The following is a 14,231-nucleotide window of genomic DNA, read 5'->3' as shown; positions in this document are numbered from 1 at the left end:
ACTGCCATGGCAGGTTCTCCTGGTTCTCGGTGGAACGGGTCTTTGGTAGGTGCCTGGGGCGGGGACACGTGCGCGGAGTGGAATCACCCGCTCTCATCACCCGTTCAGGCGGTGACGGCATCATGACACCCGCAAACATCACCCGTCAAGACGGTGACGAGTAAGGTTTGGGCACACGTGTGCCGACGGGTCTATCCCTGGTACCCGCCCGCCGGGCCGAGCAGCGCCCGGCCGTAGGCCTCGCGGTTGGTGTCGAGGGCGATGTTCGCGTGCGAGAGAGCGATCTCCATGTCACGCCAGATACGTTGCACCGGGCTCGCCGCCGAGAAGGAGGCGCTGCCCAGCGCCGCGAGGACGTGTCGCACCGCCTCGCGGCAGTCACGGGCGGCGGACGCGACGTCCAGGTGGACGCGGGCTGAATGACCGGATCCGGCTGCTCGCCCTCGGCGATGGCCCGTTCGACGTCGTCCAGGGCACGACCGAGCCGCAGCCGCGCGATGTCGACGAGGGAGGCGGCGTCCGCGACGGCGGACCGGGTGCCCGTGCCCTCGGCCCGGTGCGCGAGCGCCTCGTCACCGTAATCTGCGCCGGGTCCCGCGAGCCCGCAGGGTACTTGCAGGCTCAGGAAGCCGGCGTCGTGCAGGGCCGCGACGACGGCATCGGGCAGCCGCCCCTAGCGGCCGGCGTCTTCGGCATGCTCGCGCAGGAGCGGCACGAGTTCCCTGGCCCGGTCCACCAGATCCTGACGGACGACGGAACGCGCGTGCACACCGGGATCGGGGAGTAAGGAGAAGGGCCGCGACTCCGTGCGGCTGAAGGTGTTCATCACATGATTGTCGAGGAGACACCTGTCTCATGAACAGGTCTCCGCCGTCCGGCGAAATACGTGTGCTGTACCGCCGCCGTTCGGGCGCCGTAGTCAAGCCGCCCGGGAGCGGCCCGAGTAGGCTGCCCACCGGCCGTCGTGCCGCGCCACGCGCACGGGACAGCCGAAGCACCCCGAGAGCCACGGTCCGGTCAGCACCTCGTCCGCAGGGCCACCGGCGAGGACGCGTCCCTCACGCAGCAGCAGTACGTGGTCCACCGCCGGGGACAGCTCCTCCAGGTGGTGGGTGATCATCACGGTGGCAAGACCCGGACGCCGTTCGGCCATGTGGTGCATCGCCTCCACGAGGTCCTCGCGGGAGGGCAGGTCAAGCGCGTTGAACGGCTCGTCCAGGAGCAGCAGGGCGGGCTCGGCCATGAGCGCCCTGGCGATCAGGACGCGCGCTCGCTGACCGCCGGAACAGACCCGGTAGGGCCGGTCGGCCAGCTCCTTGATCCGGGGGTGAGGGGTGGATCCGGGCGGGCCGCTCGGGAAGGGCGGCACCCGCATCCACGATGTCACCACTTTGACAGGTGACGACATCCGTGACAGATTCATCACCAGCTGAAGCGGTGACGGGCGCGATCGTGCCAGTCTCGCCCGGTTCTCGAAACATGTGATGAAGGGATTGGCGTGATGGGTTTCAAGGGTGTGCGTAGGGGCCGTGTGGCGTCGGGTGTGGTGGCGGGAGTGACGGCGGGGGTGGCGTTGGGGGCGTTCTCCCTGGCGGGGCCGGCCAGTGCGCAGCCGGAGTCCAAGAGCGGGGAGCGGGGGGTGAAGCCGACGGTCGTTCTGGAGCACGGTGCGTTCGCGGACTCCTCGAGCTGGAACGGGGTGATCAAGGAACTGCGGGCGGACGGGTACCCGGTCGTGGCGGCCGCCAACCCGCTGCGCGGACCGGCCTATGACGCCGCCGCCCTGCGCAGCGTCCTCGACCACATCAAGGGCCCCAAGATCCTCGTCGGACACTCCTACGCCGGCAACGTCATCAGCCAGGCCGCCACCGGCGACCGGGACGTCAAGGCCCTCGTCTACGTCGCCGCGTTCCTGCCCGCCCCCGGCGAAACCGCCCTGGAACTGACCAACAAGTTCCCCGGCTCCACCCTCCCCGACGCCCTCGACCCCGCCCCCACCACCCTCCCCGACGGCACCAAGGGAACCGACCTCTACATCCAGCAGGACAAATTCCGCCACCAGTTCGCCGCCGACGTCCCCCGCAACACCGCCGCCCTCGCCGCCGCCACCCAACGCCCCATCGCCCAGAGCGCCCTCGAGGAAAAAGCCACCACCGCCGCCTGGAAGACCATCCCCACCTGGGACATCATCACCACCCAGGACCTCAACATCCCCCCCGCCGTACAACGCTTCATGGCCCACCGCGCCCACGCCCACACCACCGAAATCGCCGCCTCCCACTCCGTCGCCGTCTCCCACCCCCACACCGTCACCCACGTCATCGAACAAGCCGCACACACCACCACCCATCACTGACCCACACCCACAGCCCTCACACACCCGACTCCCGGACGACACGGCCGGAAGTACGGGGACGGGCCAGACGCTCCCCGAAGAAGTCGGGCAGCTCCGCCACCGCGGGACCGAGGTACTGCTCCTTGTCGTAGAGCTCCACGTGGCTCGCGCCATCGATCCAGTGCAGCTCCTTCGGGCCGCGAGCCGTCTGGACGAATCGGAAGGCGTCGAAGAAGGCCATGCGGTCGATGCTGGACCAGGTGAGGAACTGCGCCGAGCGTCGGTGCCGGGCACGGTCGGTGCGGTAGTACTCGAAGCCGTGCCGGCCCGCCAGGGCGCCGTCCTGCTCAGCCGCGTCGGGGAAAGGACTGCAAGCTCTGGACGTCCTCGCCCCGGGCCTCTGTGGTGCGTGCCGCCGAGGCCGCGTCGAGCAGGCCCTGGAAGACGGAGGGGTCCTGCGCGCCGTCGGCGCCCAGCCGGAACTGGCGGGGGCACAGATGCCCAGGGCGCCGATGCGGTCGGTGTCGATCTCGTCGCGCGTGGTGGTGACGGTGAGAACGAGACCGCGGCCCTGATGTCCTAGGCCCGGTGGGCGGGGTCCTCCAGACCGCACGGGATGCCTTCGCTCTCGCCCTGGAAGGCTGAGTCGAACGCGAGGGCGACGAGCCCTGCTCGGCCAGGCGCCGCGCGTAAGCCTCCTGGAAGACCTCGAGCGCCGCCGCGAAGACGCGCTCGTGGTTGCGACGGGCGTCGGCCCGCCGCAGGGGTGTGCCGGACTCGGCGGTTCTGGGACACGTCTCCACGGGTTTCACCCGTCCATTGTGCCCATCCGCGTCTCCCCCGGCGCCATCCGGTACGCGAAAACAACCTTCGACCTGGTCCCGCGCGAGCCCGCGAACCATCCGCCTGTCCACATCCTGTACCTTGGGAAGATAAACGGACCCCCAAGTCCACATAGGATTTCTGGAGCGCTGATGAATCGGTTGGATCCCCAGAAGAACGCCCCGCCCCTCGGCTCGGCGCGTCCGCTCGCCGAGGCCGCTCGTGCGATCGCTCCCACACTGCGCCGCGAAGCCGACGACGCCGAACGGGAGAGCCGGCTCACCTCCGAGACCATGCAGGCCCTGCTGGCCGCCGGCATGTTCCGTCTCGCCACGCCCGAACGCTTCGGCGGACACGAACTCTCGATCACCGCCTGCGTGGACGTCCTGGCCGAGATCGGCCTGGCCTGTCCGTCCAGCAGCTGGGTGGCCATGGTCTCCTACAACGCCCAGCAGATCGCCGCGTCCTTCGGCGACGAGGCCCGCTTCGACCTCTGGGGCGACAGCCCGGACGTGCCCATGTGCGGAGTGTTCAGCAGCGCGGGAGCCACCGCGGAGCCGGTCGAAGGCGGGCTCCTGGTCTCCGGCCGGTGGTCCTGGGCATCCGCCTGCCACCAGGCCGAGTGGGGTGTGTTCGGCGTGCCCCTGGCCCGCCCCGGCGGGGAAGGGTCCGACCCGGGAATCGCGCTGCTGCGGACGAGCGATCTGGTCATCGAGAAGACCTGGGACATGACGGGCATGCGCGGCACGGGCAGCGACACCCTCGTCGCCGACGGCGTCTTCGTCCCCTGCCACCGGGTCCGGAGCTTCTCCGACGTGGTGGCCCGTGACAAGCGGGGCGACGAACCGCTGTACCGGGTCCCGCCAGGGGCCATGACGCTCACCGCCATGGCGCCGTTGCTCGGGGCGACCCGCGCCGTCTTCCGTCTGACTCTGGAGACGGTCGAGAGCGGGAAGCCGATGGCCATGTCCCTCCATCGCCGCCTGGCCGACGCCCCCAGTGTCCAGGCGGCCCTCGCCGACGCCGCCACCCTGATCGACTCCGCCTCCCTCCATCTCATGCGCTCCGCCGAGGCCGTCGACGCGGCGGCGGCAACACCAGCCGCTCCCACCCTCCTGGACCGGACACGGGTGCGCATGGACGTGGGACACGCCTCCACCTGTCTGCGTCAGGCGGTGCAACTGCTGCTCACGGTGAGCGGGGCGGGCAGCTTCGCCCGGACCAGGACCATCCAGCGCCACTGGCGCGACCTGGAGACGGCGGCCCGGCATCCCACCCTGAATCCCGGCCTCGCCCGCGAGATGTACGGGCGCGCCCTGGTGGGCGACGAACGGCCCCTCAGCCCCATGGTCTGACACCCGGACCCGCCCTGCCGGCGTCCCGGCCGCAATCGACAGGAGCAAGGCCCACACCATGACCGATCTCCCCGCCCCCGTGAGCGAGGCCGACCACCGTGACGTGCTCGGCCACTTCGCGTCCGGCGTCGTCGTAGTGACGGCGACCGGACCCGAGGGCCCCCTCGGACTCACCTGTCAGTCCTTCGTGTCCCTCTCGCTCGAGCCGCAGTTGGTCTCGTTCGCGCCCGCGCGAACCTCCCGTACCTGGCGGCTCATACGGGCCTCGGGTGTCTTCTGCGTCAACGTGCTGGCCGAGGATCAGGAAGATCTCAGCTCCGCCTTCGCCCGGTCCGGCGGCGACAAGTTCCGGGGGGTCCAGTGGGACCCGGGACACGACGGCACGCCGCTGCTGGCAGGTGCCTGTGCCTGGATCTCCTGCGCCCTGATCCATGAATACGACGGCGGTGACCACACCATCGCCGTCGGCCGCGTCACCGCTCTGCGTGCAGAGCCGTCACGACAACCTCTGATCTTCCATCGTGGGCGCTACCGCACCCTCGCCGGCGGCGCCGAGCGAGCCCGACCCGAGCGGCCCGACGCGGCGAACGCGAGGCGCTCGGACGGACCGGGTCCGCCGCCGAACTTCCTGTCCCTCCTTCTTTGAGGTTATTGCAGGCGCACACGCGTCGAGAACGATACGTCTCGGTTTGCCCGCATACCCCAGCCGGTCGAGAAACCTGTCCCAGACATTGAGAGGGCCGGGCCTCACCGCATCACACATGGCAACGTTCATCACGGGCAGATCGCCTGGGCGGCCTTTTCCATCCGGCTGGCCCCGGCGGAGGCGGTCAACACCTCTCTCGGCCCCGCACTCGTCACAATGACACCCGGACCGAACCCATGTTCACGGCTACCGGTCCTCACATATATCCGCGTCCATGAGGAGCACATCGCCAACCGTCTCAAGGACGGCGACGCCCTGTTCTTGGCCTGAACATCCGCTACGGCTTCATCAAGCCCCCGGTCGGCGTCGACGTCTGCATGGTCGCCCCCGAGGGCCCGGGCCACCTGGTGCGCCGCCAGTACGAGGAGGGCCGCGACGTGCCGTGCCTTGTGGCGGTCGAGCGGGACGCCTCGGGCAAGGGGCTCGAGTTGGCCTTGTCGTACACGAAGGGAATCGGCAGCATCCTCGCCGAGATCCAGGACGGCACGTTCGCCAAGAACTGGATGGACGAGTACTACGGCGGTCTGAAGAAGTACAACGAGTACAAGAAGCAGGACTCCGAGCACCTGCTGGAGACCGCGGGCAAGGAGCTGCGCAAGCTCATGAGCTGGGTCGACGAAGAGGCGTAGGCCTGATCCGGCCGTTCGAGCGCCCGGGGCATCCCACTCCGGGCGCTCTCCGGCAACGGTGCGGACACCGGCGGTGGCACGGAAGCGGTAACCCGAGTCCCTTCAGTCCCTCGCCGACGGGTCCGGGCGGCGTCGACAACGGCCGAGGCATGTCGGCGCCGTGTGACGTCGGCCTGAAGCGGGCGCGGGTGCCGCTCAGCGCTCCGCCGCAGCCGCATGCACGCCATGGGCTTCCAGCCAGGCCAGCACGTGGTCGGCGACCACGTGCCAGCCGCTGTCCACCACCATGGAGTGTCCACGGTCCGCGAACTGCTTGAGATCGCTGACGGCTGTGGAATCGCCGTACAGCCTGTACACCGCCCGGGTCACGGAGTCGGGCACCATCCGGTCCTCCTGTCCGGACACCAGCAGCAGGGGGCCGCGCGCCTCGTTGCCGACGTCCGCGAAGGCGCGGGGGTGGCGGGCGGTGCCCGCGTAGTCGAGGTCGGTGAACAGGCGACGCGGCGCGGGCACCACGTAACGCTCGAAGAGCCTGCCGGACTCCTCCTGTCCGACCGCGTTGGCGAAGACGTGCCGGAACTGCGCCCGCCGCAGGGACATCAGTTCGTACCCGCTCGCCGGGTCCCCCGACTCCGGAGTCCACAGACGGGCGGCCGAGGCCTTCAAGGGGACGGCGTTGATCGGGGCCGGCGCGATCGCCACGGCCGCCCTGCCCAGATTCGCGCCGATGAGGTGCTGCGCGATGAGACCGCCGACCGCGTGCCCGACGAGCACGGGCGAGGTGTCGAAGGACCGCACTATCCGTCCGTAGTGGTGCGTGAGGACGTCCAGCCCGATCGCCCCGAGCGGCCCGGGGCGCCCGCGCGTCTCCCGCACCGTGTCCGCCTCCCCCGGCCATTCCGGAGCGAAGGTGGTGAAGCCCCTGCCGGCGAAACGCTCGGCCCACGATTCCCAGGAGAGCGCGTGCAGCCACGCGCCATGGATGAAAAGGACGGGAGTACGGTTCACGGCTGAGCCCTCCGAGCGTGGATGAGTACCCGGCACCGACAGGCGGGCGACCACTTAATGGTGATCCAGGCCCGGCCCAGCGGAAACAGTCGAATGACCCAATGTTCCGGGCAGCCCGCGCCCGGCCTCCGAAAACCGTGCGCCGACGATGACGGGGGCGCGGCTCACCGTCAACTGACTGATGCGCCGGACCGCATGCCGGGCAAGAGTGTGTGACGCCAGCCCTCACAACACACGGAAGGAAGACCCGTCATGAGCGGTAACCGACCCGGTGTACGGGCCCATCAGGCGCCGCCGCAGGAGCTCCCTCTGCTGTCGCTTGACATCCGCTGCATGCTGGACGCGTTCGCCTGGCACACCATGAAGGGGGAGTTCCGGTTCGACACGCGGGCTCCCCTTGTGGTGTCCCTGACGTTCCTCGTCGAAGGTGCTCCTCGCATCACCTGGAGTGTCGGCCGTGACCTGCTCTACCAGGGTCTGTTCTGGATGAGCGGCCTCGGGGACGTCCAGGTGTGGCCGGCGTATCTGGGCGAGCGGGCCACGGCATGGCTGCAACTCGACTCCTACGACGTGACGACGCTGTTCGAGCTGCCCATCACCCCTCTGGCCGCGTGGCTCGAGCATTCCTACGAGTTGGTTCCCGCCGGTGCCGAGGTGGAAGGCCTGGACTGGGACGACGTCATCTCCGGTCTGCTCCGGACTCCGAAGGCACCGCCCGACGACTGAACACGTCACGGTGCTCCGGAGCGATCCGGCGGCTCACACCTCCCACGCAATCGCACAACGGTATTTCACTGGTACGCCGAAAGGCTTCACGTGATCAACAGGCGTACGTTCAGCAAGGCCGTCGGTCTGGGCACGTGCGCGGCGGCGGTCTCGCTGGCCGGCCTGCAGGCGTCCCCGGCCGCGGCGGCCCCGGGAGCGGCTTCGGGAGCGGCTTCGGAAGGTGGCAAGCCAGTCCCGACGGTGCCCTCGGTGGCCCCGGGCACCCACACCACGTTCCACCGGATCAAGCACGTACGCGCGGGGCTGCTCAACGTCGGCTACGCCGAGGTCGGCCCCGCCCACGGCCCCGTCGTCATCTGCTCCACGGCTGGCCCTACGACATCCACAGCTTCGTCGACGTGGCTCCCCTCCTCGCCGACCAGGGCTACCGCGTCATCGTCCCCTACCTCCGCGGCCACGGCCCCACCCGCTTCCTGTCCGCGCGCACCTTCCGCAACGCCCAGCAGTCCGCCATCGCCCTCGACATCATCGCCCTCATGGACGCCCTCAAGATCGACAAGGCTGTCCTCGCCGGCTTCGACTGGGGTTCCCGCACCGCCGACATCATCGCCGCCCTGTGGCCCGAACGCGTCAAAGCCCTCGTCTCCGTCAGCGGATACATCATCACCAACGTCGACGCCCAGAAGACACCCATCGCCCCCCAGGCCGAACACACCTGGTGGTACCAGTACTACTTCGCCACCGAACGCGGCCGCGCCGCCATGGAGGACGACACCTACCGCCCGCAGCTGTGCCGCCTGGTCTGGGACCTCGTCTCCCCCACCTGGAACTACGACGACGCCACCTTCCAGCGCGCCGCCGCCGCCTTCGAAAACCCCGATTACCCCGACATCGTCATCCACAACTACCGCTGGCGCCTGGGCCTCGCCGACGGCGAACACCGCCACGACCGATACGACCGCTACGACCGCTACGACCGCTACGAGAAGAAACTCTTCACCCGCCCCCACATCCACACCCCCACCATCACCCTCGACGCCGAACTCGACCCCTTCACCCCACCCCCCGGCGACGGCTCCTCCTACCGCGACCAGTTCACCGGCCCCTACGACCACCGCACCTCAAAGGCATCGGCCACAACCTCCCCCAGGAAGCCCCCACCGCCTTCACCCAAGCCGTCATCGACGCCGACCACCTCTGAGCCGGACAGGGTCACCGGCACACCGCGTACCGTCCGAGTCGATCCCGGCCTGCGGGCCGCACACAGAAGGCTTTTCCTTCCTGATGAACGAAGTCCTGTGGAACCGTCTGACCGCCGGCCAGCTGCGCGACCTCGCGGCCCGGGACGCGGTCGTGCTGCTGCCCGTGGGGGCCACCGAGCAGCACGGGCCCCATCTGCCCACCGGCGTGGACGACCTCCTCTCCGCGGAGGTCTCCCGGCGTGCGGCCGTGCTCGCCGCCGAACACACGGGGGTGGTGGTGACGCCGTCGGTCTGATCGGGGCTGTCGGAGCACCACATCAGCTTCGGCGGCACGTTCAGCGTGTCCCTGTCCACGCTGCACGCCTTCCTGCGGGACATCTGCCGGTCGATCCTGCGGGCGGGTTTCTCCCGCATCCTGATCGTCAACGGCCACGGCGGGAACATGACGGCGCTCAATGCCCTCACGACTGAGCTGACGGCGGAGCTGTCCACACCGGTCGCGTGCACGAGCTACTTCACCTCCGGCCGGGAAGTGGTGCGAGACACCCTCGAGGCTCAGCCCGGGCTCATGCACGCCTGCGAAGGTGAGACCTCACTGATGATGGCCGCATTCCCCGACCTGGTCCGCACCGAGAACCTGGACACCGCCTGGGGTCCGGAGATCACGTTGCCCGCGGAGTCGTCCGACCCGGTGTACATGGCCGTGCCCTTCGACCGGATCACCCAGTCCGATGTGGCGGGCAACGCCCGCGTGGCGAGCGCGGAGAAGGGCGAACGGCTCCTGGCCGGCTGCGCCCGGGCTCTGGCCGACATCATCCTGGGGGATCCGTGGAGGAAGGCCACCGACGCCCCTGAGTGGCGCTAGAGGGGGCCGACGCACCACGCAGGGCGGCCCGACTCGACACGCCGGTGGTCCTTCCCCGCAACGAGCTGCCGGCGGGTGCGTGCCGGTACGAAGCAGCATGCACCCGCCGCAGCCGTGATGCTCAGTCACCGGGCCAGGAGACGGCCGTCGTCACCGTGGCCGTGGTGACGACGGCGAGGCGTTCGAAGTCCAGCGTCCCCGGCACGTCGGTCGGCCGGTGGTAGTGCGGGTTGCGGAAGTTCGCGGTGTCCGTGAGCATCAGCGCAGGGATCCGGCGGTTCCAGAAGGGCGCGTGGTCGCTGCGTCCCAGGTGGTTGACGGGGGGAACCGCCAGCCCGATGAGAAGGCCCAGCAGTCCGTCGGGCCTGGGGTCCCGCAGCAGAAGACCGGGGAGCGCCGGTGAGGCCGCAGCGGCGGCCCGTTGCCAGACCTCGGCCGCCGCCACGGAAGAGCGCCGGTGCACCACCAGGGTGAAGTCGCCGCGGTACCCGTCGGCACGGGTGGCCGCGGCGACCTCCGGGAAGGCCCGCGCGAACCCCGCTGGGAGCCGTTGGGCGCCGGGTTCGTCCGTGAAGTAGCCGACCGACTCGAGACAGATCATTCCCTGGACGCGGCGGCCCCGGCTCAGTTCTCCGGCCGCGTGGCGGGCTCCGATGAGGCCGAGTTCCTCCATGTCGAACACGGCCAGAGTGACCGGCGGGGGAACGGGCAGCGCTGACAGCAGACGCGCGGTCTCCAGCACCACCGCCACTCCGGACGCGTTGTCGTCCGCGCCCGGACTTCCGCTGACGCTGTCCAGATGTGCTCCGACCACCACTGTGGGGCCGTCGCCGGCGCCGGCGCCGGGCCGGGTGGCGATGAGATTGGCGCCTCGCAGACGGCGGTGCAGCCGTGGCTTGAGGGCGAGCGCCCGGTGGCCGTGCCGGTCGGTGGAGCCCATCCGCCAGCGCAGATCGAAGGGTTGCCGTTCGACCCGCCAGCCCGCCCGGAGAAATTGGTCATGGACGTACGCCTCGGCTCGCTCCATCGCACGCGGAGTCCGGCGTCGGCTCCGCGGTTCGCCGGCGAGGAACTCCACGTCCCGGCGCAGTCGGTCCGGGTCCACGAAGGGCCCGGGCCCGTTGATGGCCGGCAGGCCGTTCGTCATCCGCCACTCCGGGCTCGGCAAGGTCACAGGGATGCGGACAAGCTAGCAGCCACCGGCGCACGGGTGTCTACCGGTGTTGCGGCGACCGCGTCGTCGAGTAGTCGCTGTCTCAGCCCACTTCTTCACCGGGCCGTGAACCTTGTCCGCGTCGCGGCCCGTTGATCCAGGTGGAGACTCCTGCTGTCGGGGCGGTGATTGGCTGGGCCCCGGCAGTGGGGAATGAGCGGTCGCCCTCACGCACTTCCCCCCTGTGAGGGCGACCGCTTCAGGAACGCACGGGCGGCCGCCATGCCGGATGACACAGGCCGCAGCGGCACACCCGCGCCCCTGTGGCACGGGCGCCGAGCCGGCTCCTCCGCCCCTCTCGTCGCGGATCTCGACACCGTCGGCGCCCCTTTCACATTCACACCCGTCACGACGTCACAAGCACGGCGGGCGGACACCGGGAGAGACCTGGCCTTCTTGACACGAGGTGTCCCGTCGGCAATTCTCGTCACCAGTCGAACAGGTGATGCGAGTGTGGGTGTCCACACAATTCCGAACCCCGCAGCGAGAGCGAGACGGCCGACATGATCAGCAGGCGGAGACTCACCCAGGCGATGACCACGGCGGCGGCCGGATACGGCGGAATCCTCGCGGGAGGCGGAAGCCAGGCCGCCGCCGCTCGCCCGGGGCCCGGTGCAGGGCGGGGAGGGGCCGACGGCCGGGCACGGGGCCTGGGACCGGTACGCCATGCACGTACACATCTCCTCAACATCGCCTACCACGAGGTAGGCCCCACCGACGGCACACCTGTCGTCCTCAGCCACGGCTGGCCGTTCAGCCCCGTCGGGTCCTACGCCGAGGTGGCCCCCCTCCTGGCCCGGCACGGCTACCGCTGCCTCATCCCCTACTTGCGCGGTCACGGAGAGACCCGATTCCGGCGCGCGGACACGTTCCGTTCCGGTCAGCAGGGCGCTCTCGGTGCCGATCACATCGCCTTCCTGGATGCGCTCGGAATCCGCCGGGCCCTGTTCGCCGGCTACGACTGGGGCGGGCGGGCGGCCGATGTCGCCGCGGCCCTGTGGCCGGAACGCTGCATCGGCCTGGTCTCGGTGAACAACTACCTGATCCAGAACATCGCCGCCGCCCAGGAGCCGCTGACGCCGTCCCTCGAGTCCGGATTCTGGTACTTCTTCTACTTCCTCACCGAGCGCGGACGGGCAGGACTGGAACAGGACAGGAAGGAACTGGCCCGGGTCGTCTGGCACCGCAACTCACCGGAGTGGCGTTTCACCGAGGCCGAACTCGACGAGGCCGCCGGCCTGTGGACGAACCCCGACTACGTGGACGTCGTGATCCACAGCTACCGCCACCGGCTCGGCGCCGCGCCGGGCGACCCCCGGTACGACGACATCGAGGCACGGCTCGCCGAGCAGCCACCGATCACCGTGCCGACCGTCACCCTGGACGGCCAGGCCGACGGGGTCACCCCGTGGAGCGACGGAACGTCCTCAGCCGCGCACTTCCTGGGCACCCGCGTGCACCACGTGGTCCCCGGCGCCGGACACAACCTCCCTCAGGAACGCCCCGACGCCTTCGCCTCCGCGGTCCGGGAGGTCGACGCGCTCTCCTGACAGCACCCACACACCCAAACATCCTGTCGGCAGCCAGCGCCAGACAGGATGTGCCCACATGTGCCGGCACTCGCGCCTACATCACCAGTTCAAACGGTGACATCTCTCGCCTTTCGCATCGTCACCTGCCAGAGTGGTGACACGGGAGAGATTCTCCTCCGACCGGGCCAGTCGCCGACATCCGTCGTACCGCCCCGAGAACGCGTATGTCACCGGACACCTGTGTCCGCCCCATGTGGCGGACAAGGAAAGGGCAAGGAGAAACGACGTGAAGAGCAGCAACCCGATCTTCTCCCGGCGAGGCTTCGAGCGCGACGACAGCCGGGCGGACGTCACCATGCGGCAGCCGGGCCTCGCAGCGGCCGGCCACCGGCCGACCGACCTGGTCAACCCTTACCTCACGAACGGTGCTCCCAGCCCGGTTACGGACGCCGCCCGGACAGGCAGTGGCGCGATGACGATCGACGACGTGGTCGTCCGCACCGCGACAACGCTGGGCACCGTGGCGGTGGCGGCCGTAGTGTCCTGGGTGCTGCTGCCCGTCGACGAGGCGAACATCGGGAGGTCGTACGGCATCGCCGTCGGCGCGGCCCTGGTCGCCTTCGTCCTGTCGCTCGTCCAGACGTTCCGGCACAGGCCCTCTCCGCCCCTGATCCTCGGATACGCGGCCCTGGAAGGCGTCTTCCTCGGCGTCATCTCCAGCGTCACGTCGACCTACATCTCGCCGGGTGTGGTCGTGCAGGCCGTCCTGGGCACCTTCGCGGTCTCTGCGGGCGTGCTGATCGCGTACCGGATGCGCTGGATCCGCGTCACCCGGAGGTTCTACGGGTTCGTACTCGCCGCCGCAACCGGCTTCCTCATCCTCATGGTGGTCGACCTGCTCTTCTCCGCCTTCGGCGCGGGCCACGGCCTCGGCTTCGACAGCGGTGCCCTCGGTGTCGTCTTCGGGATCGCCGGCATCCTGCTCGGCGCCTGCTTCCTCGCCCTGGACTTCAAGCAGATCGAGGACGGACTCGCCTACGGAGCGCCGCGAGAGGAGTCGTGGATAGCAGCCTTCGGTCTCACCCTGACGCTGGTGTGGATCTACCTGGAGGCGCTGCGCCTGCTGTCCATCCTGAACAGCGACAACTGACGACGGAAGCGCGATGCCCCGCTCCGGGATGAACCTTCGCGCCGACGCCAACCGTTTTGATGTCAACGGCCGGACCAGCGGCCCCACGACGCACATGCACCGCACAAGGCGCCGACCGGCACCGGGGATCGGGGAGACGAAGATGAGCCCGCACAAGCAAGAGTGCCCCGCCGTGTCCGACAGGGTGGTCCTGGACGCTGAGGTGTCCCCCGGAGTGTGGACACGGGGGTTCATGCTGCGAGTGTGAGTGTACGTGCTCTCTGTTGTTGCTGTTCGAATTCGGCTGGTGAGAGGTAGTTGAGGGCGCTGTGGCGTCTGCGGGCGTTGTAGTAGGTAAGCCACTGGAAGATCTCCAGTCGCGCCTGGCGCATCGTCGTGAAGAGCCTCTGGTGCATCGTCTCTCTCTTGAGCCCCTGCCAGAAGCTCTCTGCGAGGGCATTGTCGTAGCTCGAGCCGACGCGTCCCATGCACCTGCGGATCCCGAAACCATCACAGATCTGCGCGAACGCGGCCGACGTGTACTGCGAACCCCTGTCGGCGTGGAAGATCACTCCGCTGACGTTGCCACCGCGGGTCGTCACCGCCATCTTCACTGCGTCGACGACCAGCTCGGCGCGCATGTGCGAGGCCATCGAGTAGCCGAGCACTCGGCGTGAGTAGATGTCGATGACGCGGGCGAGATACAGCC

General features: G+C 69.4%; 12 protein-coding genes and 4 pseudogenes. 9 read left to right on the top strand and 7 right to left on the bottom strand.

Translation table 11 applies throughout. The annotated features are described in order from the left end of the window. Positions 1-191 precede the first annotated feature (191 nt). The 3 genes and pseudogenes from ACFU5K_RS28940 to ACFU5K_RS28930 form a co-directional block, all read right to left on the bottom strand. A pseudogene (locus ACFU5K_RS28940) lies at positions 192-413 on the bottom strand (oxidoreductase); the annotation flags it as partial. A 260-nt stretch (positions 414-673) separates the two neighbouring features. Then, a complete protein-coding gene (locus ACFU5K_RS28935) occupies positions 674-826 on the bottom strand; it encodes a hypothetical protein (protein WP_384066830.1) in 153 nt (50 codons plus the stop codon). A 93-nt stretch (positions 827-919) separates the two neighbouring features. Beyond that, the gene (locus ACFU5K_RS28930) at positions 920-1,459 is read right to left on the bottom strand and encodes an ATP-binding cassette domain-containing protein (protein ID WP_384066831.1); all 540 of its coding nucleotides are present in this window, start codon (positions 1,457-1,459) and stop codon (positions 920-922) included. A gap of 42 nt (positions 1,460-1,501) precedes the next feature. Between ACFU5K_RS28930 and ACFU5K_RS28925 the strand changes: the two genes are divergently transcribed. Beyond that, positions 1,502-2,356, top strand: coding sequence for an alpha/beta fold hydrolase (locus tag ACFU5K_RS28925; protein ID WP_384066828.1), 855 nt, complete (start codon positions 1,502-1,504; stop codon positions 2,354-2,356). Positions 2,357-2,372: 16 nt separating this feature from the next. Here ACFU5K_RS28925 and ACFU5K_RS28920 read toward each other — a convergent pair whose 3' ends face one another. Beyond that, positions 2,373-2,948, bottom strand: coding sequence for a hypothetical protein (locus tag ACFU5K_RS28920; protein ID WP_384066827.1), 576 nt, complete (start codon positions 2,946-2,948; stop codon positions 2,373-2,375). 361 nt (positions 2,949-3,309) lie between these two features. Here ACFU5K_RS28920 and ACFU5K_RS28915 point away from each other — a divergent pair, with 361 nt between their 5' ends. From ACFU5K_RS28915 to ACFU5K_RS28905, 3 genes and pseudogenes are all read left to right on the top strand, one after another. Then, entirely contained in the window at positions 3,310-4,512 is a 1,203-nt protein-coding gene (locus ACFU5K_RS28915) for an acyl-CoA dehydrogenase family protein (RefSeq protein WP_384066825.1), read from the top strand. 58 nt (positions 4,513-4,570) lie between these two features. Continuing rightward, positions 4,571-5,158, top strand: coding sequence for a flavin reductase family protein (locus ACFU5K_RS28910; RefSeq protein ID WP_384066823.1), 588 nt, complete (start codon positions 4,571-4,573; stop codon positions 5,156-5,158). Between the two features lie 267 nt (positions 5,159-5,425). After that, positions 5,426-5,847: pseudogene (locus tag ACFU5K_RS28905) on the top strand (hypothetical protein); the annotation flags it as partial. 195 nt (positions 5,848-6,042) lie between these two features. Here the strand turns inward: ACFU5K_RS28905 and ACFU5K_RS28900 are convergent. Further along, positions 6,043-6,855 (bottom strand): alpha/beta hydrolase, encoded by an 813-nt coding sequence (locus ACFU5K_RS28900; RefSeq protein WP_384066822.1) that lies wholly within the window; start codon positions 6,853-6,855, stop codon positions 6,043-6,045. Between the two features lie 252 nt (positions 6,856-7,107). Here ACFU5K_RS28900 and ACFU5K_RS28895 point away from each other — a divergent pair, with 252 nt between their 5' ends. The 3 genes and pseudogenes from ACFU5K_RS28895 (at position 7,108) to ACFU5K_RS28885 (ending at position 9,648) form a co-directional block, all read left to right on the top strand. Further along, positions 7,108-7,581 (top strand): SsgA family sporulation/cell division regulator, encoded by a 474-nt coding sequence (locus tag ACFU5K_RS28895; protein WP_384066820.1) that lies wholly within the window; start codon positions 7,108-7,110, stop codon positions 7,579-7,581. A 90-nt stretch (positions 7,582-7,671) separates the two neighbouring features. Then, positions 7,672-8,782 (top strand): annotated as a pseudogene (locus ACFU5K_RS28890) (alpha/beta fold hydrolase). An 83-nt stretch (positions 8,783-8,865) separates the two neighbouring features. Further along, positions 8,866-9,648, top strand: a pseudogene (locus ACFU5K_RS28885) (creatininase family protein). A gap of 121 nt (positions 9,649-9,769) precedes the next feature. Here the strand turns inward: ACFU5K_RS28885 and ACFU5K_RS28880 are convergent. Continuing rightward, the gene (locus ACFU5K_RS28880) at positions 9,770-10,795 is read right to left on the bottom strand and encodes a M28 family peptidase (RefSeq protein WP_384066818.1); all 1,026 of its coding nucleotides are present in this window, start codon (positions 10,793-10,795) and stop codon (positions 9,770-9,772) included. 569 nt (positions 10,796-11,364) lie between these two features. Here ACFU5K_RS28880 and ACFU5K_RS28875 point away from each other — a divergent pair. After that, positions 11,365-12,411, top strand: coding sequence for an alpha/beta fold hydrolase (locus ACFU5K_RS28875; protein WP_384066816.1), 1,047 nt, complete (start codon positions 11,365-11,367; stop codon positions 12,409-12,411). A gap of 268 nt (positions 12,412-12,679) precedes the next feature. Further along, positions 12,680-13,543, top strand: a complete 864-nt coding sequence (locus tag ACFU5K_RS28870) for a Bax inhibitor-1/YccA family protein (protein ID WP_384066815.1) — start codon at positions 12,680-12,682, stop codon at positions 13,541-13,543. Between the two features lie 230 nt (positions 13,544-13,773). Here the strand turns inward: ACFU5K_RS28870 and ACFU5K_RS28865 are convergent. Next, positions 13,774-14,231, bottom strand: a 458-nt coding sequence (locus ACFU5K_RS28865) for an IS3 family transposase (RefSeq protein WP_384066814.1), incomplete at its 5' end; no start/stop codon positions are given.

Origin of the sequence: Streptomyces sp. NPDC057428 (assembly GCF_042803195.1) — a bacterium.
GTDB lineage: Bacteria > Actinomycetota > Actinomycetes > Streptomycetales > Streptomycetaceae > Streptomyces.
Note: the sequence above shows the minus strand (reverse complement) of the source record. Positions and strands in the feature narration are given on the sequence as shown.

What these genes read in the sequence shown, in the direction of transcription:
- ACFU5K_RS28895 (WP_384066820.1), top strand. Translation starts at nt 7,108, where the DNA reads ATGAGCGGTAACCGACCCGGTGTACGGGCCCATCAGGCGCCGCCGCAG.
- ACFU5K_RS28910 (WP_384066823.1), top strand. Translation starts at nt 4,571, where the DNA reads ATGACCGATCTCCCCGCCCCCGTGAGCGAGGCCGACCACCGTGACGTG.
- ACFU5K_RS28925 (WP_384066828.1), top strand. Translation starts at nt 1,502, where the DNA reads ATGGGTTTCAAGGGTGTGCGTAGGGGCCGTGTGGCGTCGGGTGTGGTG.
- ACFU5K_RS28915 (WP_384066825.1), top strand. Translation starts at nt 3,310, where the DNA reads ATGAATCGGTTGGATCCCCAGAAGAACGCCCCGCCCCTCGGCTCGGCG.
- ACFU5K_RS28880 (WP_384066818.1), bottom strand. Translation starts at nt 10,795, where the DNA reads ATGACGAACGGCCTGCCGGCCATCAACGGGCCCGGGCCCTTCGTGGAC.
- ACFU5K_RS28875 (WP_384066816.1), top strand. Translation starts at nt 11,365, where the DNA reads ATGATCAGCAGGCGGAGACTCACCCAGGCGATGACCACGGCGGCGGCC.
- ACFU5K_RS28935 (WP_384066830.1), bottom strand. Translation starts at nt 826, where the DNA reads ATGAACACCTTCAGCCGCACGGAGTCGCGGCCCTTCTCCTTACTCCCC.